Source organism: Mycobacterium sp. NGS27 (assembly GCF_059813005.1).
In genome coordinates this window covers 519,339-539,270 of record NZ_JCALDT010000001.1, presented here as the reverse complement: position 1 = coordinate 539,270, position 19,932 = coordinate 519,339, and the positions used below count along the sequence as shown (strand labels likewise).

Below are 19,932 nucleotides of genomic sequence, written 5' to 3'. Positions count from 1 at the left end.
CGCGGTGACTAGGGTGGTTACGCGTGAGTACCGAACCCGGATATCAGGCCCCTTCCGTCACCGTCGCCTCCTCGCTGCCCCGGCGGGCCGCCGCGTCCACCGTGCTGATCGTGCCCGTCGTCTCGACCGGCGAGGACGACAAGCCGGGGGCCGCCGTTGCGGGGGCCGAGCCGTTCCTGTCGTCCGGGGCGGTCGCTGAGATCGAATCGGGTCTGCGTGCGCTGGAGGCCACCGGCGGCGCCGAACAGGTGCATCGGTTGGTGGTGCCGTCGCTGCCGGTGTCCAGCGTGCTGACGATCGGCCTGGGCAAACCGCGGTCGGAGTGGCCGGCCGACACCATCCGTCGGGCCGCCGGTGTCGCCGCGCGCTCGCTCGGCAAGACCGAAGCGGTGATCACCACGCTGGCCGAACTGCCCGGCGCGGGCGTCGTTGCGGCCACCGTCGAGGGCCTGATCCTGGGCAGCTACCGCTTCACCGAATTCCGCAGCGACAAGACGGCCCCGAAAGACCAGGGGCTGGGCAAGATCACGGTGCTCGCCACCGCGAAGGACGCCAAGGACGACGCCGCCCACGCGGCCGCGGTGGCGACCGCCGTCGCCACCGCGCGCGACTTCGTCAACACTCCGCCCAGCCACCTGTTCCCCGCCGAATTCGCCAGGCGTGCAAAAGCTTTGGGCGAGTCCGTCGGCCTCGAGGTGGAAGTGTTGGACGATAAGGCGCTGCAGAAGGGCGGCTACGGTGGGATCATCGGCGTCGGGCAGGGCTCGTCGCGTCCCCCACGGCTGGTCCGCCTGACCCACCGCGGTTCGAAGCTGGCCAAGAAATCGAAGCAAACCAAGCGAGTCGCGCTGGTCGGCAAGGGCGTCACGTTCGACACCGGCGGCATCTCGATCAAGCCGGCCGCGGGCATGCACCACATGACCTCGGACATGGGCGGTGCAGCCGCCGTGATCGCGACCGTCGCACTGGCCGCGCAGCGCAAACTCCCGATCGACGTGATCGCCACCGTGCCGATGGCCGAGAACATGCCGTCGGCCACGGCGCAGCGCCCGGGCGACGTCCTGACGCAGTACGGCGGCATCACGGTCGAGGTGCAGAACACCGACGCCGAGGGCCGGCTCATTTTGGCCGACGCCATCGTGCGGGCGTGCGAGGACAAACCCGATTACCTGATCGAGACGTCCACGCTGACCGGCGCGCAGACGGTGGCGCTGGGCGCCCGGATCCCCGGGGTGATGGGCAGTGACGAGTTCCGCGACCGCGTCGCATCGATCTCGCAGCAGGTCGGCGAGAACGGCTGGCCGATGCCGCTGCCCGACGAACTCAAGGAAGACCTGAAGTCCACGGTCGCCGACCTGTCCAACATCAGCGGGCAACGCTTCGCCGGCATGCTGGTGGCCGGCGTTTTCCTGCGTGAATTCGTCGCCGACGGCGTGAGCTGGGCCCACATCGACGTGGCCGGACCGGCCTACAACACCGGCAGCCCGTGGGGCTACTCCCCCAAGGGCTCCACCGGCGTGCCGACACGGACCATGTTCGCGGTGCTCGAGGACATCGCCGAAAACGGTTAGCCGGTCAGCCTTCTGATCACCGCGCGGCCCAATTTGCGGCGTGGCCAGCCGGTGGCGCCGTCGGCGGCCAGTGCGGCATTCGCCGCATTACGCCCGCACGCACCGTGCACCGAGCCACCCGGCGTCGCCGACGCGCTGCCCAAATAGAGCCGCTCGACCGGTGTTTCGGCGCGGCCCATGCCGGGCGCGGGCCGGAAGACCAACATCTGTTGCAGCTGCGCGGTTCCGCCGTTGAGCGCCCCCAGATGCAGGTTGGCGTCGCTGGCCTCGAGATCCGACGGCCGCTGCACGAACCGGTCGACCACCGCCGAACCGAAGCCCGGCGCATGCTCTTCGATGACCCGGTCCACCGCCGCGGCCAACTTCTCCGCTGCAGCGTCGTCAAACACATTTCGCGGCAAATGCGTGTAGGCCCAGACACTTTCGGTTCCGGCCGGCGATCTGCTGGGATCCGCGGTGGTAGTCTGGCCCAACAACATGAACGGATGCTCGGGGATGACGCGGGTGTTCAGGTCGGCCATCCAGCGCACCAGCCCGTCCCCGTCGGCTCCCAAGTGCACGGTGCCCACCGACCGCAGATTCTGGGCTCGCCATGGAATTGGTGTTGCCAGCGCATAATTGACTTTCACCACCGGCGGATCCCACTCGTAATGTCGAAGGTCGCGACGCAGTGCCGGCGGCACCGCGTCCGCGGGCAACATGTCACAGAACAATCGCGGGGCCGTCACGTCGGCCACCACGGCGCGGCGGACAGCCACCGATCGGCCCTGCGCGGTGGTCACGCCAACCGCCCGGCCGCCCCGCACCTGGATGCGAGAAACGTTCTGGTTGCACTCGATTCGGGCTCCGGCCGAGCGGGCGCGATTCACCAGCGCCGCGGTGAGCTGACCCGATCCGCCGACCGGCATCGGCCAGCCGTGATCCTGGGCCAGCATCGTCATCAGGAAACCCATGGCACCGCTGATCGGCGCGTCCGGCGGAACGTCGGCGTGCATTGCATTGCCCAACAGCAACACTCGCGGCGCCTCACCCTCGAACAGTTGACTGGCCATGGCGTTGGCCGGCTGCACCAGCAGACGCGCCACCCGGAGCGCTTCCGGCGTGCCGAGCCGGCGCAACAGCCCGAGCAGCGGACGCACGGGCGGGAAGGGCGCCAGCATGGCGTCCAGCAGCGGGCCCTTGATGGTGTTCCACAGCTCCACCAGCCGCCACCAGTTCTCGCCGTCGGCGGGTGCTCGCCGCGCGAATTCCGCTGCCGTCTGGGCCGGATCGTGGTAGACGATGGGCGGGTCGTCGTCGGCGGCGCTGCGCGGGTGACCAACCACCGTGGGCGCATGCGACCACCGCAACCCGTGGTCCTCCAGGTGCAGCGCCGTCATCGCCGGGGATGCCACCGTCATCGGATAGTAGGAGCTGAACAGGTCGGTGATGTATCCCGGCGTCAGCTCGGCGCTGCGTACGGCTCCGCCCGGTTCGGGCTGGGCTTCCAGCACCAGCACGTCCCAGCCCGCGTCGGCAAGCATCGACGCCGCCACCAGTCCGTGGTGTCCCGCCCCGATGACTACGGCATCGACGGTGTCGCCCACGGTCACTTCACCTGGCTCGGCTCCAGGCGTTCCGACAAAGCCGCCAACCGCCACAAGCACTCCTTGTTGCGCGGATAGGCCGCCGCCAGCGCAAGCGAATCTGGAACGGCTGCCATCGGCCCTTCGGCGGGCACCTCGATCATCTCGATCCGGCAGCCCTCGGGAATCTCGTGCAACAGCATGGTGATTCGCGCGGCACCCAGCGGACCGAGCCGGGCAAGCAGCACCAGCTTGTGGGGCGGTTCGCACTCCTCGACGATGGTCGCGTCGTTGATCACCATCGGCCAAATCCCGATTGAATGTCTGATCGAGGATCCCGGCTCCGGCCAGTTCGGATCGACGGCCCGCATACGACTGTTCCCCACCACCCACTGGGTGTAGGTCCAGCCCTGGGCCAACACCTCCCACACCCGCTCACACGACTCGGGCACCTCACGCGTTGCAGTGATCACCTGTAATCCCTTCATGTCTTTCGTTACCGCGGCGGATACCCGGCAATCGAGGGGTTATTCGACCTCAGCCTCGGGTTTACCGGCGCGTGCCTGCGGATAATCTCCCTAGCGGTCGAAATGCTGGACGACGAAAGGCGAAACCATGACGGTGCGACGGTTGATCATCGGTGTGGGCGCCGTGCTGCTGCTGGCCGGAATCATCGGACTGCTGGCGCCAGTGTCGGTCTCCGACAGCAACGGCCATTCGGTCGGCTGCGGAAACGCCGTGGCGACCGACCTTTCCGCGGCCAGGAGCGCCAACAACAGCAATGGGTCCAATATCCCCATTCTCAACCAGATCATCCCCCACACCGATTACGTCGCGCAGTGCCAATCGTCGGTTGGCAGCAGGCGCGCGTGGGCGATACCGCTGGCCGTGCTCGGGGTCATCGCGATCGGCGCGACGTTGTTGACGGGACGTCGTGGGGCGGCAGCACCTGGCGTTTAGTTCGCCTCAGATCACCCGGATGCGCGCGGCGTTGCGCAGCCCCTGCGGCGCGACACGCGAAAGCCCGTACAGCGCATAGGCTTCCGGCGCCACCGGACGAATCGGCTTCTTCTTCTGGACCGACGACAGGATCGCGTTGGCGACCTTGTCGGGGCCGTAGCGCCGCAGCGCGAACATCTTGCCCAGCTGGCCGCGCCGGCCGTCGACGGCGTCGGCCTGCTTGCCCGCGGGCGCGTCGAATCTCGTGGTGTTGATGATGTTGGTGTCGATGACCCCGGGGCAGATCGTGGTCAGGCCCACCCCGGCGGCGTCGAGTTCGGCGCGCAGGCAGTCCGAGAACATGTAGGTCGCCGCCTTCGACGTGCAGTACGCGCTCAGCGACTGCAGCGGCGCGTAGGCCGCCATCGACGACACGTTGACGATGTAGCCGCCGGTGCCGCGCTCGACCATCCGCCGCGCGAACGACCGGCATCCGTTGACCACACCGCCCAGGTTGACGTCGAGCACCCGGTCGAACTGTTCGGCGGGGGTGTCCAGGAATCCACCCGCGTGCCCGATGCCGGCGTTGTTGACGACGATGTCGGGCACGCCGTGTTCGGCGCTGACCCGCTCGGCGAACGACTCCACCGCCTGCGCGTCGGACACGTCGAGCACATACGCGTGCGCGACGCCACCGCGGGTGGCGATCTCGGCTGCGGTGGCCTTGACGGCGGCTTCGTCGATGTCGCTGATCACCAGCTCGGCGCCTTCGCGGGCGAAGGCCAACGCGGTCTCGCGGCCGATTCCGCTGCCGGCTCCGGTGACCGACACCAGGGTGTCCCCGAACGAGCCGCGGGGACGCCCCACCTGCGCGCGCAGCAGCGCGCGGCTGGGCTGCCCGCCCTCGGCCTGGTCGGCGAACTCGCGCACCGCGGCCGCCATCACCTGAGGATGCGACATCGGCGAGAAGTGACCGGCCTGGATGTCGCGGCGCCACAGCCGCGGCACGAAGCGCGGCGTGTGGTCGTAGCCGTAGGGCCGCACGTACTTGTCCTTGGTGTTGACGATGAGTTGCACGGGCACGTCGATGACCGCGACGCCCTGCTTGCGACCGGAGAACGACCGAAAGTAGTTGGCGGGGTAGGTCTTCACCGATTGCGCGGCATCCCTGGCGAGCTTCTCGGAGTGGTGGATCTGCTCGACGGGGATGTTGTCGACGGCGTTGCGCCGCAGCGCCGGCACCGACAGAGTCAGCCGCAGCAACAGCGGCGCGAGCACCGGGATCGAGAAGAAGATCATGTAGGTCAGCCGCAGCGCCTGGCTGATCGCCCGGATGAAGGTACGCGGCTTCCAGGGTGCGCGCAGGCCGCTGAAGATGTAATCGACCAGCTGGTCCTGAGCGGGGCCGGACACCGACGTGAACGTGGCGACCCGGTCACTGGCGCCCGGGCGCTTCAGGTAGTGCCATACCCCCACCGAGCCCCAGTCGTGGGCCAGCACGTGCACGGGCCGGCCCGGGCTCAGTTCGCCGGTCACCGCCGCGAAGTCGTCGGCGAAGCGGTCCATGCTGTAGGCCGACACCGGCTTGGGCACCGACGACATGCCGACACCGCGGTTGTCGTAGCGGATGATCCGGAATCGGTCGGCGAGCAGCGGCACGACCCCGTCCCACAGCACATGCGAATCGGGGAAGCCGTGCACCAGCACGACGGTCGGGCCCTCGGGGTTGCCCTCTTCGTACACCGCGATGCGGGCGCCGTCGGCGCTGTCGACGAAACGCTGCGGTAGTTGTTGTGTTGGCGGCATCTCCGACCTCCCCGCTCTGGCTGCAGTCGCCACACCGTAGCAAGCGTGATCGGTGTCACCCGCCCGACGCGGGGTATCTGCCCTGGATGTGTGCCGACGAGGGCGCAGTGACAGGATAGTTTGGATTGCGACTGCGCCTTCCGCAAGCGAGCTGATCGACCCGCCCGACCCACGAGCGATCGAGGAGTCAACAACGATGGCCTTCTCCGTCCAGATGCCGGCACTCGGTGAGAGCGTCACCGAGGGGACGGTCACCCGCTGGCTCAAGCAGGAAGGCGACACGGTCGAGCTCGACGAGCCGCTCGTCGAGGTGTCCACCGACAAGGTCGACACCGAAATCCCCTCGCCTGCCGCGGGTGTGCTGACCAAGATCGTCGCTCAGGAGGACGACACGGTCGAGGTGGGCGGCGAGCTCGCCGTCATCGGCGACGCCTCCGAGGGTGGCGCGGCGGGTGGCGACTCGCAGCCGGCCGCGCCGGCGCCCAGCGATCCGGAGCCGCAGGCGCAGCCCGAGCCCGAGCCCCAGCCGGAGCCGCAGCCCCAGGCCCAGCCGGCGTCCCCGCCCACCCAGCCAAGCTCCGGTGGCGGCGACGCGACTCCGGTGTTGATGCCCGAACTCGGCGAGTCGGTGACCGAGGGCACCGTGACCCGCTGGCTCAAGAAGGTCGGTGATTCGGTCCAGGTCGACGACGCCCTGGTGGAAGTGTCCACCGACAAGGTCGACACCGAGATCCCGTCACCGGTGGCGGGTGTCCTGATCAGCATCACCGCCGAGGAAGACGCCACCGTGCCGGTCGGTGGCGAGCTGGCGCGCGTCGGCGCCCGTTCCGACGCCGCCGCGCCCGCGGCACCTGCCGCTCCTGCGCCCCCGCCCGCGCCGGCTCCCGAACCCAAGCCGCAACCGGCGCCCCAGCCCCAGGCGCAGCCCAAGCCCGAACCCACGCCTGCCCCTGCGCCGCAGCCCAAGCCCGCGCCGGAGCCGAAAGCCCAACCGGCGCAGCCCCAACCGGCGGCCCAGCCGGCGAGCTCCGGGACCGACGGCACTCCGTATGTGACGCCGCTGGTGCGAAAACTGGCCGCCGAAAACAACATCGACCTCAACTCGGTCACGGGCACCGGGGTGGGCGGCCGCATCCGCAAGCAAGACGTGCTGGCCGCCGCCCAACAGAAGCAACAGGCCACCCAGGCGCCCGCGGCCGCGCCGGCCCCTGCGGCCGCCGCCCCCAAGGCCGCCGCGGCGCCCGCGCCGGCTCCGGCGCTGGCGCACCTGCGCGGCACCACCCAGAAGGCCAGCCGGATCCGGCAGATCACCGCGAACAAAACGCGGGAATCCCTGCAGGCGACAGCCCAACTCACCCAGACCCACGAGGTCGACATGACCAGGCTGGTCGGGTTGCGGGCCAGGGCCAAGGCGGCTTTCGCCGAGCGCGAGGGGGTGAATCTGACCTTCCTGCCGTTCATCGCCCGAGCCGTGATCGACGCGCTGAAGGTCCACCCCAACGTCAACGCGAGCTACAACGAGGCCACCAAGGAGATCACCTACTACGACGCCGAGCACCTCGGCTTCGCGGTCGACACCGAACAGGGCCTGCTCTCCCCCGTCGTGCACAACGCGGGCGACCTGTCCCTGGCCGGGCTGGCCAGGGCGATCGCCGACATCGCCGCGCGTGCCCGGTCGGGCGACCTGAAGCCCGACGAGCTGTCCGGCGGCACCTTCACCATCACCAACATCGGTAGCCAGGGCGCGCTGTTCGACACCCCGATCCTGGTTCCGCCGCAGGCCGCCATGCTGGGCACCGGCGCGATCGTCAAGCGCCCGCGGGTGATCGTCGACGAGTTCGGCAACGAATCGATCGGCGTCCGCTCGATCTGCTACCTCCCCCTGACCTATGACCACCGACTCATCGACGGCGCAGACGCCGGCCGGTTCCTGACCACCATCAAGCACCGGCTCGAAGAGGGAGCCTTCGAGGCCGACCTCGGCCTATAAGAAGGACAAGCGAAACGTGGCTCGCGCTGGTCAGAACGCCGTCATCGCGATTGCGGGTTCGTCCGGCCTGATCGGCTCCGCCCTCACCGCCGCCCTGCGCGCCGCCGATCACCGGGTGTTGCGCATCGTGCGCCGGGCCCCGGCGAACGCCGACGAGCTGCACTGGGATCCCGAGACCGGTGACCTCGATCCCGATACGCTCGGCGACGTCGACGCCGTCGTCAACCTGTGCGGTGTCAACATCAGCAGGCGGCGCTGGTCGGGCGCGTTCAAGCAGAGTCTGCGCGACAGCCGCATCACTCCCACCGAAGTATTGGCGCGTGCGGTCGCCGACGCTGGTGTCGCGGCGATGGTCAACGCCAGCGCGGTGGGCTTCTACGGCAACACCAAGGACCGCGTTGTCGATGAAAATGACCGTGCGGGAACGGGTTTCCTGGCCAGGCTGTGCGAGGACTGGGAAGCCGCCACGCTGCCCGCCCAGTACGGCGGCGCCCGGGTGGTGCTGGCCCGCACCGGGCTGGTGTTCTCCTCCGCCGGTGGCGCGTTGGGCCGGTTGCGGCCGTTGTTTCGCGCCGGGCTGGGCGCCCGGCTGGGCAGCGGGCGGCAGTACATGTCGTGGATCACGCTCGAAGACGAAGTGCGTGCGCTGTTGTTCGCCATTTTCGAGCCCGAGCTGACCGGCCCGGTGAACATGACCGGGCCCGCTCCGGTCACCAACGCCGAGTTCACCACCGCGTTCGGGCGGGCGGTCAACCGCCCAACCCCGTTGATGGTGCCCGGTTTTGCGATCCGGGCCGCGCTGGGCGAGTTCGCCGACGAGGGCCTGCTGATGGGGCAGCGCGCCATCCCGTCCGCGCTGGAGCGTGCCGGTTTCGCCTTCCACCACAACACCATTGGCGAGGCGCTCGCCTACGCGACCGCCCGGCGCGACCACGACTAGCTCCGCGCTTGCGTGCATTCCGCGCGCCGAGCTGGGGACACGCCAGCGTGACGCCGCGGGACCAGCGTGGCACCAGCGTGACGCGCATCGCAGCCGCCGCAGGGGTAGCGTCGCGAACGTGATCGATTCCATCCGGTCCAGCCAGGCCTTGATCGATGTCCGCCACTTGGGCACGGTCGACTACCGCGTGGCCTGGCAGCAGCAGCGCGATCTGGCCGAGGCCCGGGTGGCCGGCGGCAGCGACACACTGCTGCTGCTGGAGCATCCCGCGGTCTACACCGCGGGGCGGCGCACCGAGCCGCACGAGAGGCCGGTCGACGGCACGCCCGTCGTCGACACCGACCGTGGCGGCAAGATCACCTGGCACGGTCCCGGCCAGTTGGTCGGGTATCCGATCATCGGGCTGGCCGAACCGCTCGACGTGGTCGACTACGTGCGGCGCCTGGAAGAGGCGCTGATCAAGGTCTGCGCCGACCTCGGCCTGGACGCTGGCCGGGTTCCCGGGCGGTCCGGGGTGTGGGTGCCGGGCGACGAGGGCCGGCCCGACCGCAAAGTGGCCGCCATCGGCGTCCGGGTGTCGCGCGCGACGACCCTGCACGGGTTCGCGCTCAACTGCGACTGCGATCTGAAGGCGTTCCGCGCCATCGTGCCGTGCGGCATCAGCGACGCCGGGGTGACGTCACTGTCGGCCGAGCTGCGCCGCCCGGTGTCGGTCGACGATGTCCAGACGGCGGTCGGCGACGCCGTCTGTGACGCCCTGGACGGGGTGCTGCCGGTCCGTGACCACCTCGCCGCGCGCGTAGCATCAGCGATGTGACTGTCGCACCGGAGGGACGCAAGCTTTTGCGCCTGGAGGTGCGCAACGCCGAGACCCCCATCGAGCGCAAACCGCCGTGGATCAGGGTGCGGGCCCGGATGGGGCCGGAGTACACCCAGCTCAAGAGCCTGGTCCGGCACGAAGGGCTGCACACGGTGTGCGAGGAGGCCGGCTGCCCCAACATCTTCGAATGCTGGGAGGACCGGGAGGCCACCTTCCTGATCGGCGGTGATCAGTGCACCCGCCGCTGCGACTTCTGCCAGATCGACACCGGAAAGCCCGCGCAGCTGGATCGCGACGAGCCCCGGCGGGTCGCCGACAGCGTGCGCACGATGGGCCTGCGCTACGCCACCGTCACCGGGGTGGCCCGCGACGACCTGCCCGACGGCGGGGCCTGGTTGTACGCCGAGACCGTGCGCGCCATCAAGGAACTCAACCCGTCGACCGGCGTCGAGCTGTTGATCCCCGACTTCAACGGCGAGCCCACCCGGCTCGCCGAGGTGTTCGAGTCGCGCCCGGAAGTGTTGGCGCACAACGTCGAAACGGTGCCACGCATCTTCAAACGGATCCGGCCGGCTTTCACCTACCGGCGCAGCCTCGACGTGCTGACCGCGGCGCGCGGCTTCGGCCTGGTCACCAAGAGCAACCTCATCCTCGGTATGGGCGAGACCCCACAAGAGGTGCACACCGCGCTTGCCGACCTGCACGACGCCGGCTGCGACATCATCACCATCACCCAGTACCTGCGCCCGTCGGCCCGTCACCACCCCGTGGAGCGCTGGGTGAAGCCGGAGGAATTCGTCGAGTTCGCGCACTACGCCGAGGAGTTGGGCTTCGCCGGGGTGCTGGCCGGGCCGCTGGTCCGCTCGTCCTACCGCGCGGGACGGCTCTACGAGCAAGCCGCCCGCAGCCGCGCCGACGACGCCGCGGCACGGTAGCGGCGTCGGCCGGTCTCGGCCCTACGTATTCTTTGACTATGGCTAAACCCCGCAATGCCGCTGAGAACAAGGCCGCCCGGGCGGAGGCGCAGGCTGCCCGCAAGGCCGCCGCGCGGGAGCGCCGCACCCAGCTGTGGCAGGCGTTCAAGATTCAGCGCCAAGAGGACAAGCGCCTCCTGCCCTACATGATCGGCGCCTTCCTGCTGATCGTCGGTATCTCGGTCGGGGTCGGTATCTGGGCCGGCGGGCTGACGATGATCACCCTGATCCCGCTCGGCGTGGTGCTGGGCGGCCTGGTCGCCTTCATCGTGTTCGGCCGCCGCGCCCAGAAATCGGTCTACCGCAAAGCCGAAGGCCAAACCGGGGCTGCCGCATGGGCTTTGGATAACTTGCGGGGCAAGTGGCGGGTGACCCCGGGGGTGGCCGCGACCGGCCACTTAGACGCCGTTCACCGGGTGATCGGCCGGCCCGGCGTCATCCTGGTCGGCGAGGGAGCCGCCACGCGGGTTCGACCGCTGCTGGCGCAGGAGAAGAAGCGCACCGCCCGGCTGATCGGGGACGTGCCGATCTACGACATCATCGTCGGCAACGGGCAGGACGAGGTGCCGCTGGCCAAGCTGGAGCGCCACCTCACCCGGCTGCCGGCCAACATCACCGTCAAGCAGATGGACACGCTTGAGTCGCGGTTGACCGCGCTCGGGTCGCGGGCCGGCGCCGCCGTCCTGCCCAAGGGGCCGCTGCCCAACTCGGGCAAGATGCGCGGCGTACAGCGCACGGTCCGCCGCAAGTAGTTCGGCGCCATCAGGTCAGCGCCGATCGTAAGCGCGGCGAAGCCGGGCGCAACGGGTCGGCGCCATCAGGTCAGCGCCGCACCACGGCCGTCGCGGTCAGCCGGTCCTGCATTCCGCGGCCGTCGAAGTCGGTGAACAACGCAGGCACCACGGTCCCGACCAGCACGCCGCGCACCACGGCCCGGCCCAGGCCAACCGACCCGCGCCCGTCGACCGTCACGACCTGCAGCCGTAGCGCCAGCTGCCCAGGGGTGAACCCGAACAGTCGCAGAAAGACCACGCCCAGCACGAACCAGATCACCAGGACGGCGGTGGCCAGCGCCGGTTGGGAGAACCAGCCGAGCCGCATGGCCAGCGCGGCCAAACCGTAGGAAATCAGCCAGTCGATCATCAACGCGCCCAACCGCCGCCCCATCGGCGCCAGGGAGCCCGGTCCGCTCTGCGGAAATCCGAGCTTTTCCCCGGGGTATGCGGATCGCGATTCCGCCATCATCGGCGCGGACCGGAGTCCGAATGACTGGCCGAAACGGCATGGTAAGCAGGGCTGGCGGTGCGCCAGGACACCGGAAAAGATACGATCTTGCGATCCATGGCCCCACAATAGAACCCGCGCCGAAGTGGCCACTTCTAGCGTGTGGCATGGTCACGTAACGTGCGCGCAACATCGGGTTGACTGACGGGCAACATCTGCTCCATAGCGTCAGGCCGCGGATCTCACCAAGTAAAGGAGCACTCTGTGACGGAAACGACGCCCGACGACGTCTTCAAGCTCGCCAAGGACGAAAACGTCGAATTTGTCGACGTCCGGTTCTGTGACCTGCCCGGCATCATGCAGCATTTCACAATCCCGATTTCGTTCTTCGACGAGAGCGTTTTTGAGGACGGCCTGGCCTTCGATGGCTCGTCGATTCGCGGATTCCAGTCCATTCACGAATCCGACATGCTGCTCCTCCCCGATCCCGCGACGGCGCAGATCGACTTGTTCCGCGAAGCCAAGACGCTGAACCTCAACTTCTTCGTGCACGACCCGTTCACGCTCGAGCCGTACTCGCGCGACCCGCGCAACATCGCCCGCAAGGCCGAGAACTACCTGATCAGCACCGGAGTGGCCGACACCGCCTACTTCGGCGCCGAGGCGGAGTTCTACATCTTCGACTCGGTGAGCTTCGACTCGCGCACCAACGGCTCGTTCTACGAGATCGACGCGATCGCGGGCTGGTGGAACACCGGCTCGCCGAATGAGCTGGACGGCAGCCCGAACCGGGGCTACAAGGTGCGCCCGAAGGGTGGCTACTTCCCCGTCGCCCCGGTCGACCACTACGTCGACCTCCGCGACAAGATGCTGTCCAACCTGATCACGGCCGGCTTCAGCCTGGAGAAGGGCCACCACGAGGTAGGCACCGGCGGCCAGGCCGAGATCAACTACAAGTTCAACACGCTGCTGCACGCGGCCGACGACATGATGCTCTACAAGTATATCGTCAAGAACACGGCCTGGCAGAACGGCAAGACCGTCACGTTCATGCCCAAGCCGCTGTTCGGCGACAACGGCTCCGGCATGCACACCCACCAGTCGCTGTGGAAGGACGGCAGCCCGCTGATGTACGACGAGACCGGGTATGCCGGCCTGTCGGACACCGCCCGCCACTACATCGGCGGCCTGCTGCACCACGCGCCGTCGCTGCTGGCGTTCACCAACCCCACCGTGAACTCTTACAAGCGTCTGGTGCCGGGCTACGAGGCGCCGATCAACCTGGTCTACAGCCAGCGCAACCGGTCGGCGTGTGTCCGCATCCCGATCACCGGCACCAACCCGAAGGCCAAGCGGCTCGAGTTCCGTTGCCCCGACTCGTCGGGCAACCCGTACCTGGCGTTCTCGGCCATGCTGATGGCCGGCCTGGACGGCATCAAGAACAAGATCGAGCCGCAGGCCCCAGTCGACAAGGACCTCTACGAGCTGCCACCCGAGGAGGCTGCCAACATTCCGCAGGCGCCCACGCAGCTGTCCGCGGTAATCGACCGGCTGGAAGAAGACCACGAATACCTCACCGAGGGCGGCGTGTTCACGCCCGACCTCATCGAGACGTGGATCAACTTCAAGCGCGAGAACGAAATCCTGCCGGTCCAGATCCGGCCGCACCCTTACGAATTCGCGCTGTACTACGACGTGTAAGCCGGCTGACGGCTACGAGCCGGAACGCTCTGAGTCGTAGCGCCGCAGTAGTTCCGAATGGGTCCATCCGCTTCGCGATCACCGCACCGATCGCCGAGCGGGTGGACTCATCGGCATGCTGCGAGTGCGGCCGGTGGTCTGTCGGTGCAATCCGGCGCCGCTGTGGTGTATGTCAGAGAAGCGTTGACGACGTTCTGTACTGCCGGGCCAGTTCCGCTGCGCACCAATAGATTTCGGGGCCAGCGGCAAGTCGGGTGCGAAGCCGTGACTGTTCCCGAAGCCGTTGCGCGGGCGCATCGGCAGCCCCCCGAGCCGTTTAGAAGTTATTGCAGGTATCGAAGCTTCGCTGCAGAACTCCGATGTATGGCTGGCTATCCGGATCGCTCACTATCTGCTGGGCCAATTGCCTCCGTTGGCTGGGCGACCCAGCGATGAATTGACGCAAACCCGCCTGCGCATCTGGCGAATTGTTGAAAATCGCGGCGAGCGTTGGGTCTTGCGCGTTCAAGGCAGCGACGAGCTGGTCATACGTGCAGGTGGTGTTGACGGCGGGACTCAAGTCGGGGTCTGCAGACGCGACCCCGGCCCCAGCGGTGAACGCCAGCGTCAAACCACCAACCGCAATACCGAGTCTGGTCAACGACAGTTTGGTCATGTGTGAACTCCTTCCCTGACCGCGCAGACTTTAACGCAACCCGACGACCGGGGAGGCGATATCCGAATCTCAGCCGGCAGGGACGCTCGCCGGAGTCAAGGGCCCGGGCGATTTGGTGAGACTGCCCGCGCCCTGCCGGCAGCAACTCTCGACGTCGGTCGTCAGGTCGACGACGAACCGGCGAAAATCGTCATTCAGCCGTCAATCAGCCGGCTGGCGCGACGTAGACGGGAGCGGGGGCGAGGTCGATCGTTATGCAGCCCGTAGACCCCAACATCACACCGGTCAGCATTGCGGCCAATGCGACAACTTTCAGCATCTTCTTGGTGCTCTTCGTCCTCATCGATCACACCTTTCTTCCAGCCACATCGTCCGGGCACCTGAGTACCGCGACCATTGGATGCTAACGCTGCCATTGGGCGTGTGTGCAATATTGGGCAAAACGCTGGAAAGGCCGTTTGTTGACAGCTCGAAGTACGCGCCTATGCCGCCGGCGTTCGAGTACGACATTTGGGCTACCGGAGAGTGCCCCGGTACCCACCACCGGCCCACCTGACGGGCGGGTCGGAGAACCCCTACGCCTTCGCGACTTCTCGGACAGGGGTGAAGCGCGTCAGCTCGTAGCGTTCGTCGAGCAGCGCATCCGCCGCGTCTATCGACGGCAACGGACCGCCGTGTTCTCGAGCCGCACGGCGCAGTGCCGCCACGGATCGCAGTTCGGCGTCGATAATCCTGATATCACGCGCCATTGCGTGTGTTTACCCGCCGGCCGCGTTGTTAATCGCATTTGTTGAGTCCGCAACGGCAATGGCCGTCAAGCTATTGTTTCGTCGCGACGAACCAGCCGCAGCAGCGCATCTTTTTCAGGGTGCACCGGGTCCACAGTGCCGTTGTCCTTGACTAGTTGCTCGGCGACCACGCACATCTGCGTGCACGTTTCGCGTGAGATGCTGCGAAGCACTTTCATCGCTTGTTCGGCGTCGAGATCGAACCGGTTCATGATGACGTCGAGGGCTTGCTCGATGAGCTCAGCGGGCGAGAGCTGACTCGCATTGGAATGGTCGGTCATCATGCTTTTCCAATCTGGCCGAAGCCGCCCGGTCATGAGCAAAGCCGGCTTCGGCCTATGGCCCAATTATGCTCCGATTTTTCGTGCCGTGAGCGGGCCGACTCGGGGTCCCCGCGACAATAGCTAGGCCCCTGCGCCACTTTTCATGTCGCGCCGCTAGCCGTCGAGTGCCAGATCCTTGCGGAAGCGTTGCATGCCATCGATCTTGTCGTCCAGGCTGGCGTGCGGCCCGGCGTAGAACATCCACGGCATCGTGATGATGCCGGTGATGCCCGCATCCTCGACCCGCTGATAGTCGGCGGTGGTGAACGCGTCGGTCAGCGGCGTCAGGATGGTGAAATCGTCCATGGCCAAACCGTTTTCGGCGCGCATCTCCCGCAGCCTCCCGACCGCGTCGATGGCCTGCTCGGACTTGATCAGATCGCCGATCCAGCCGTCGTTGCGGGCCGCACGGCGCAGCGCGATGTCGGACAGGCCGCCGACATAGACCGGAATTGGTGGCGGCGTCGGCTGCATTTCGAGCCGCGGCGCCCGATAAAACTGGCCCTCGAACTCCGTCCAGCCCGGCGCCCACAGCGCCCGCATCAGCTCGATGATCTCGTCGGTGCGCTTGCCGCGAGCCTCGAATTGCTCGCCCATCAAGGCGAATTCCTCACGGCACCACCCCACGCCGATACCCAGCTCCACCCGGCCGGACGCCAAAACCGCCGCGGTGCCAATGGCTTTCGCCGCCGAGTACGGGTTGCGCATCGCGGGGATATAGACGGTGTTGACGAACCGCAACCTCGTGGTGACCTGCGCCAGCGCACCGACGAGGACCCAGGGATCGGGCCAGTCGGTGAAGGGCTGCCAGCGCCGCTGGCCGTCTTTGGTGTACGGGTACGGCGTGTCCAGGGTCTCCAGATTGACGACGTGGTCGGGGATACCGATCCCGTCATAGCCCAGCTCGTCGGCGGCCTTGGCGAGCTCGATGATCTCGCGGGTGTTCAGGAAGGCGCTGCTGATGTAGAACTTCACTGCGTCTCCTGCGCCCAGGCAGGCTCGATGAAGACGCCCTCGGCCTCGACCGTGACGCCCGTGGCATCCGAAATGGTGCCGCGCGCAAAGACTTTGCGCCCCTCCTTGCCGTCGACCCACGCCTCGCAGCGAAGCGGGCCCAGCGGGGTGCCGCGCAGATACTTCACCGTGATGGTTCCGGTGAAACGCGCCTTCGACAGCCCCTCGCTGGCCGCCTCGCCGAGCATGTGGTCGAGCACCAGGGCGCTGACGCCGCCGTGCACCAATTTGGGCGGCCCTTCGTAGGCCGAACCGAGGGTGAATTCGCTCCAGCAGCGGCCCTCGCCCTCGTGCTGCACGACGATCGGCGGGGCGACGGGGTTGCAGACGCCGATAGCTGCGTTGCCCAACGGCAGCGGGCGTCCGTTGACGCGATAGCTCACCCCGAGCGGGCGGGTGCGCTGCCGCAACGATGCGGTGACGGCCTCGATCGCTTTCCTGGCCTCGGCGACAACCTCGTCGTCCGCCTCGGTCCGGATGGTGGCGTCGACGAGCTCGCGGACCGCACCGGCCAGCGGAGCATACAGCGCGGTCACCCGCTCGGCCTCCGCCGCGCTGAGCACCTCGAATATGGCGTCCAACGCGCCGGCCTCCTGACTCAACTTCCAAACACCTTGCGCACCACCGCTTTTGCTCGTCGTGTCACCCGTAGATAGTTATCCAGGAATTCGCCGCCCTCATCCGTCGGCCAGCCCGCGGCCACGGCGACCGCGTTGAGCTGGCGGCCGGGGCCGGGCAGCTGGTCGGTGGGCTTACCGCGGACCAGCACCAGCGCGTTGCGCGCCCGGGTCGCCGTCAGCCAGGCCTGCCTCAACAGCTCCACCTCGTCGGCGGGCACCAGGTCGGCCGCAGCGATCGCGTCGAGGCACTGCAAGGTCGACGTGTTGTGCAGCGCCGGGATCTCGTGAGCGTGCCGCAATTGCAGCAGCTGCACGGTCCACTCGACGTCGGCCAGTCCCCCACGCCCCAGCTTGGTGTGGGTGTTGGGGTCCGCGCCGCGCGGCAACCGCTCGGAATCCACACGGGCCTTGATCCGCCGGATCTCCTGCATCGCTTCGCTGGACACCCCGTCCGACGGATACCGCGTCTTGTCGGCGATCAGCAGGAAACGCTGCCCCAGCTCTGCGTCGCCGGCAACCGAGTGCGCCCGCAACAGCGCCTGAATCTCCCACGGCTGCGCCCACTGCTCGTAGTACGCGGCGTAGGAGGCCAGGGTGCGCACCAGCGGACCCTGGCGGCCCTCGGGCCGCAGGTTGGCGTCGACCTCCAGCGGCGGGTCGACGCTGGGCGTCCCCAGCAGCGCCCGCACCTGCTCGGCGACACCCGTCGCCCAGCGCACCGCCACCGAATCCTCGACACCGGAGGCGGGTTCGCACACGAACATGACGTCGGCGTCGGATCCGTAACCCAACTCGGCGCCGCCCAGCCGGCCCATGCCGATGACCGCGATCGCGGCCGGCGCGTTCCCGTTCACGGGCAAATTGGCCCGGATCATCGCCTCCAGCGCCGCCTGCAGGACCGCCACCCAGACCGAGGTCAGCGCCGCGCACACGTCGGTGACCTCGAGCATGCCGAGCAGGTCGGCGGATGCGATGCGGGCCAACTCGCGGCGCCGCAGCGTGCGCGCCCCGGCGATCGCCCGCACCGGGTCGGAGTAACGGCCGGCCGATGCGACCAGCGCGCGGGCCACCGCGGCGGGCTCGGTCTCGAGCAGCCTCGGGCCGGACGGCCCGTCGCTGTAATCCTGAATGACCCGCGGCGCTCGCATCAGCAGGTCCGGCACGTACGCCGAGGTCCCCAGCACGTGCATGAGCCGGCGCGCCACCGCGGGCTTGTCGCGCAGCGTGGCCAGATACCAGCTTTCGCCGGACAGCGCCTCGGACAGCCGCCGGTACGCCAGCAGCCCGCCATCGGGATCGGGCGAGTACGACATCCAGTTCAGCAACCGGGGCAGCAGTACCGACTGCACGCGGCCGCGCCGCCCGCTGTGGTTGACCAGGGCCGACATGTGCTTCAGCGCGGTCTGCGGGCCCTCGTAACCCAGCGCCGCCAGTTGGCGCTCGGCGGCTTCGGAGGTCATGCCGCGGGCGATGTCCAGCCCGGCCGGGCCGATCGATTCCAGCAGCGGCTGATAGAAGAGCTTGGCGTGCAGCTGGGACACCCGCAGGTTCTGGTGCCGCAATTCCTCGCGCAGCACCCCGGCCGCGTCGTGGCGCCCGTCCGGCCGGATGTGGGCGGCCCGCGCCAGCCAGCGCACCGCCTCCTCGTCGTCGGCCTCGGGCAGCAAGTGGGTGCGCTTGAGCCGCTGCAGCTGCAACCGGTGCTCGAGGAGCCGAAGGAACTCGTAGGAGGCGGTGAGGTTGGCCGCGTCCTCGCGTCCGATGTAGCCGCCCTGGCCCAGCGCGGCCAGCGCGTCCACCGTCGACGCCACGTGCAGCGAGTCGTCGCCGCGGCCGTGCACCAGCTGCAGGAGCTGCACGGCGAATTCCACGTCGCGCAATCCGCCGCTGCCGAGCTTGATCTCGCGGCCGCGGACCTCGGCGGGCACCAGTTGTTCGACCCGGCGGCGCATGGCCTGCACCTCGACCACGAAGTCCTCACGCTCGCAGGCGACCCAGACCATCGGCATCAGCGCGTCCAAATAGCGCCGCCCGAGGTCCGCGTCGCCCACCGCCGCACGGGCTTTCAGCAGCGCCTGGAACTCCCAGGTCTTCGCCCACCGCTGGTAGTAGGCGATGTGCGACTCGACGGTGCGAACCAGTTCACCGCTGCGCCCCTCCGGCCGCAGCCCGGCGTCGACTTGGAAGAACGCCTCGGAGGCCAGCCGCATCATCTCGCTGGCCACCCGGGTGGTGACCGCGTCGGCCTGCTCGCCGACGAAGATGACGTCGACGTCGCTGACGTAATTCAGTTCTCGGGCACCGCATTTGCCCATCGCGATGACCGCCAGCCGTGGCGGCGTCCGGTCGCCGCACACGCTGTTCTCGGCCACCCGCAGCGCGGCGGCCAGCGCCGCATCGGCCAGGTCCGACAGGTGGGCCGCCACCACGGTGAACGGGACCACCGGTTCGTCCTCGACCGTCGCGGCCAAATCCAGCGCCGCCAGTATCAGCAGTTGGTCGCGGTACAGCGTGCGCAGGCGCACCATCGCCGAGCCCGGCGCCGCCAGCGATTCGTCGACGCACTCGGTGAATATGGCGCACAGCTGGTCGTGGGTGGGGAGTTTGACGTTGCCGCGCAAGAGTTTCCAGGAGCCAGCCTGGGCGATCAGGTGATCACCGAGGGCCAGCGACGAGCCGAGCACGCCGAACAGCCGGCCGCGCAGCGGGCGCTCGGCGAGCAACGCGGCATTGAGCTGATCCCATCCGGCATCGGGGTTCTCCGACAACCGGACCAGGGCGAGCAGCGCGGCGTCGGGATCCGCCGCCCGCGACAGCGACCAGAGCAGGTCGACGTGGGCCTGGTCGTCGTGCTCGTACCAACCCAGCTGCGCCATGCGTTCGGCCGCTTGCGGATCGACCAACCCGAGCCGGCCGACGCTGGGCAGCCTGGGGCGCTGCGTCGCGGGTTTGGTCACGACCACGACCGTAGCGCAACCAGCCGATCTTCAGCCTGATCGGCG

At 68.3% G+C, this 19,932-nt stretch carries 19 protein-coding genes; 8 read left to right on the top strand and 11 right to left on the bottom strand.

All coding sequences use genetic code 11. The features are described 5' to 3' along the window. The first annotated feature begins 23 nt into the window (after positions 1-23). Positions 24-1,571, top strand: coding sequence for a leucyl aminopeptidase (locus tag AC5Y30_RS02240; protein ID WP_499915923.1), 1,548 nt, complete (start codon positions 24-26; stop codon positions 1,569-1,571). Here the strand turns inward: AC5Y30_RS02240 and AC5Y30_RS02235 are convergent. Both AC5Y30_RS02235 and AC5Y30_RS02230 read right to left on the bottom strand, forming a co-directional pair. Then, positions 1,568-3,163 (bottom strand): phytoene desaturase family protein, encoded by a 1,596-nt coding sequence (locus tag AC5Y30_RS02235; RefSeq protein ID WP_499915921.1) that lies wholly within the window; start codon positions 3,161-3,163, stop codon positions 1,568-1,570. The genes AC5Y30_RS02240 and AC5Y30_RS02235 overlap by 4 nt on opposite strands. Further along, positions 3,160-3,609, bottom strand: a complete 450-nt coding sequence (locus AC5Y30_RS02230) for an SRPBCC family protein (protein WP_499915920.1) — start codon at positions 3,607-3,609, stop codon at positions 3,160-3,162. Before AC5Y30_RS02230 ends, AC5Y30_RS02235 begins: the two co-directional genes overlap by 4 nt. Positions 3,610-3,751: 142 nt before the next feature. On the opposite strand from AC5Y30_RS02230, the gene AC5Y30_RS02225 reads away from it, so the two are divergent. Further along, positions 3,752-4,096, top strand: a complete 345-nt coding sequence (locus AC5Y30_RS02225; protein WP_499915918.1) for an aminopeptidase — start codon at positions 3,752-3,754, stop codon at positions 4,094-4,096. A gap of 6 nt (positions 4,097-4,102) precedes the next feature. Here the strand turns inward: AC5Y30_RS02225 and AC5Y30_RS02220 are convergent, their stop codons facing one another. Continuing rightward, positions 4,103-5,881, bottom strand: coding sequence for an SDR family oxidoreductase (locus AC5Y30_RS02220; RefSeq protein ID WP_499915916.1), 1,779 nt, complete (start codon positions 5,879-5,881; stop codon positions 4,103-4,105). A 196-nt stretch (positions 5,882-6,077) separates the two neighbouring features. On the opposite strand from AC5Y30_RS02220, the gene sucB reads away from it, so the two are divergent. From sucB to AC5Y30_RS02195, 5 genes are all read left to right on the top strand, one after another. Further along, positions 6,078-7,871: a 2-oxoglutarate dehydrogenase, E2 component, dihydrolipoamide succinyltransferase gene (sucB, locus tag AC5Y30_RS02215; protein WP_499915914.1), complete on the top strand. Its 1,794-nt coding sequence runs from the start codon at positions 6,078-6,080 to the stop codon at positions 7,869-7,871. A gap of 16 nt (positions 7,872-7,887) precedes the next feature. Continuing rightward, on the top strand, positions 7,888-8,811 hold the full coding sequence (locus AC5Y30_RS02210) for a TIGR01777 family oxidoreductase (protein WP_499915913.1): 924 nt from the start codon (positions 7,888-7,890) through the stop codon (positions 8,809-8,811). Between the two features lie 118 nt (positions 8,812-8,929). After that, a complete protein-coding gene (lipB, locus tag AC5Y30_RS02205; RefSeq protein ID WP_499915911.1) occupies positions 8,930-9,628 on the top strand; it encodes a lipoyl(octanoyl) transferase LipB in 699 nt (232 codons plus the stop codon). Next, entirely contained in the window at positions 9,625-10,566 is a 942-nt protein-coding gene (lipA, locus tag AC5Y30_RS02200; protein WP_499915909.1) for a lipoyl synthase, read from the top strand. The genes lipB and lipA overlap by 4 nt, the downstream gene beginning before the upstream one ends. A gap of 38 nt (positions 10,567-10,604) precedes the next feature. Then, entirely contained in the window at positions 10,605-11,357 is a 753-nt protein-coding gene (locus AC5Y30_RS02195; protein ID WP_499915907.1) for a DUF4191 domain-containing protein, read from the top strand. Between the two features lie 70 nt (positions 11,358-11,427). Here AC5Y30_RS02195 and AC5Y30_RS02190 read toward each other — a convergent pair whose 3' ends face one another. Continuing rightward, positions 11,428-11,850, bottom strand: coding sequence for an RDD family protein (locus tag AC5Y30_RS02190; RefSeq protein WP_067349554.1), 423 nt, complete (start codon positions 11,848-11,850; stop codon positions 11,428-11,430). A gap of 243 nt (positions 11,851-12,093) precedes the next feature. Between AC5Y30_RS02190 and glnA the strand changes: the two genes are divergently transcribed. Continuing rightward, the gene (gene glnA / locus AC5Y30_RS02185) at positions 12,094-13,530 is read left to right on the top strand and encodes a type I glutamate--ammonia ligase (protein ID WP_499915905.1); all 1,437 of its coding nucleotides are present in this window, start codon (positions 12,094-12,096) and stop codon (positions 13,528-13,530) included. Between the two features lie 316 nt (positions 13,531-13,846). On the opposite strand, the gene AC5Y30_RS02180 is transcribed toward glnA, so the two are convergent. The 7 genes from AC5Y30_RS02180 to AC5Y30_RS02150 all read right to left on the bottom strand — a co-directional run bounded on the left by AC5Y30_RS02180 (position 13,847) and on the right by AC5Y30_RS02150 (position 19,893). Next, positions 13,847-14,185 carry a hemophore-related protein gene (locus tag AC5Y30_RS02180; RefSeq protein ID WP_499915903.1) on the bottom strand — a complete coding sequence of 113 codons (339 nt, stop codon included), beginning with the start codon at positions 14,183-14,185 and terminating at the stop codon, positions 13,847-13,849. Between the two features lie 205 nt (positions 14,186-14,390). Then, positions 14,391-14,528: a hypothetical protein gene (locus tag AC5Y30_RS02175; RefSeq protein ID WP_499915901.1), complete on the bottom strand. Its 138-nt coding sequence runs from the start codon at positions 14,526-14,528 to the stop codon at positions 14,391-14,393. A 232-nt stretch (positions 14,529-14,760) separates the two neighbouring features. Beyond that, complete coding sequence (locus AC5Y30_RS02170; RefSeq protein WP_499915899.1) at positions 14,761-14,934, bottom strand: hypothetical protein; 174 nt, start codon at positions 14,932-14,934, stop codon at positions 14,761-14,763. A 65-nt stretch (positions 14,935-14,999) separates the two neighbouring features. Then, positions 15,000-15,257 (bottom strand): ANTAR domain-containing protein, encoded by a 258-nt coding sequence (locus AC5Y30_RS02165; protein WP_499915897.1) that lies wholly within the window; start codon positions 15,255-15,257, stop codon positions 15,000-15,002. Positions 15,258-15,410: 153 nt separating this feature from the next. Further along, positions 15,411-16,271, bottom strand: coding sequence for a TIGR03619 family F420-dependent LLM class oxidoreductase (locus AC5Y30_RS02160; protein WP_499915895.1), 861 nt, complete (start codon positions 16,269-16,271; stop codon positions 15,411-15,413). Continuing rightward, positions 16,268-16,912: a PaaI family thioesterase gene (locus AC5Y30_RS02155; RefSeq protein WP_499915893.1), complete on the bottom strand. Its 645-nt coding sequence runs from the start codon at positions 16,910-16,912 to the stop codon at positions 16,268-16,270. Before AC5Y30_RS02155 ends, AC5Y30_RS02160 begins: the two co-directional genes overlap by 4 nt. Then, positions 16,909-19,893, bottom strand: a complete 2,985-nt coding sequence (locus tag AC5Y30_RS02150; RefSeq protein ID WP_499915891.1) for a bifunctional [glutamine synthetase] adenylyltransferase/[glutamine synthetase]-adenylyl-L-tyrosine phosphorylase — start codon at positions 19,891-19,893, stop codon at positions 16,909-16,911. The genes AC5Y30_RS02155 and AC5Y30_RS02150 overlap by 4 nt, the downstream gene beginning before the upstream one ends. Positions 19,894-19,932 lie beyond the last annotated feature (39 nt).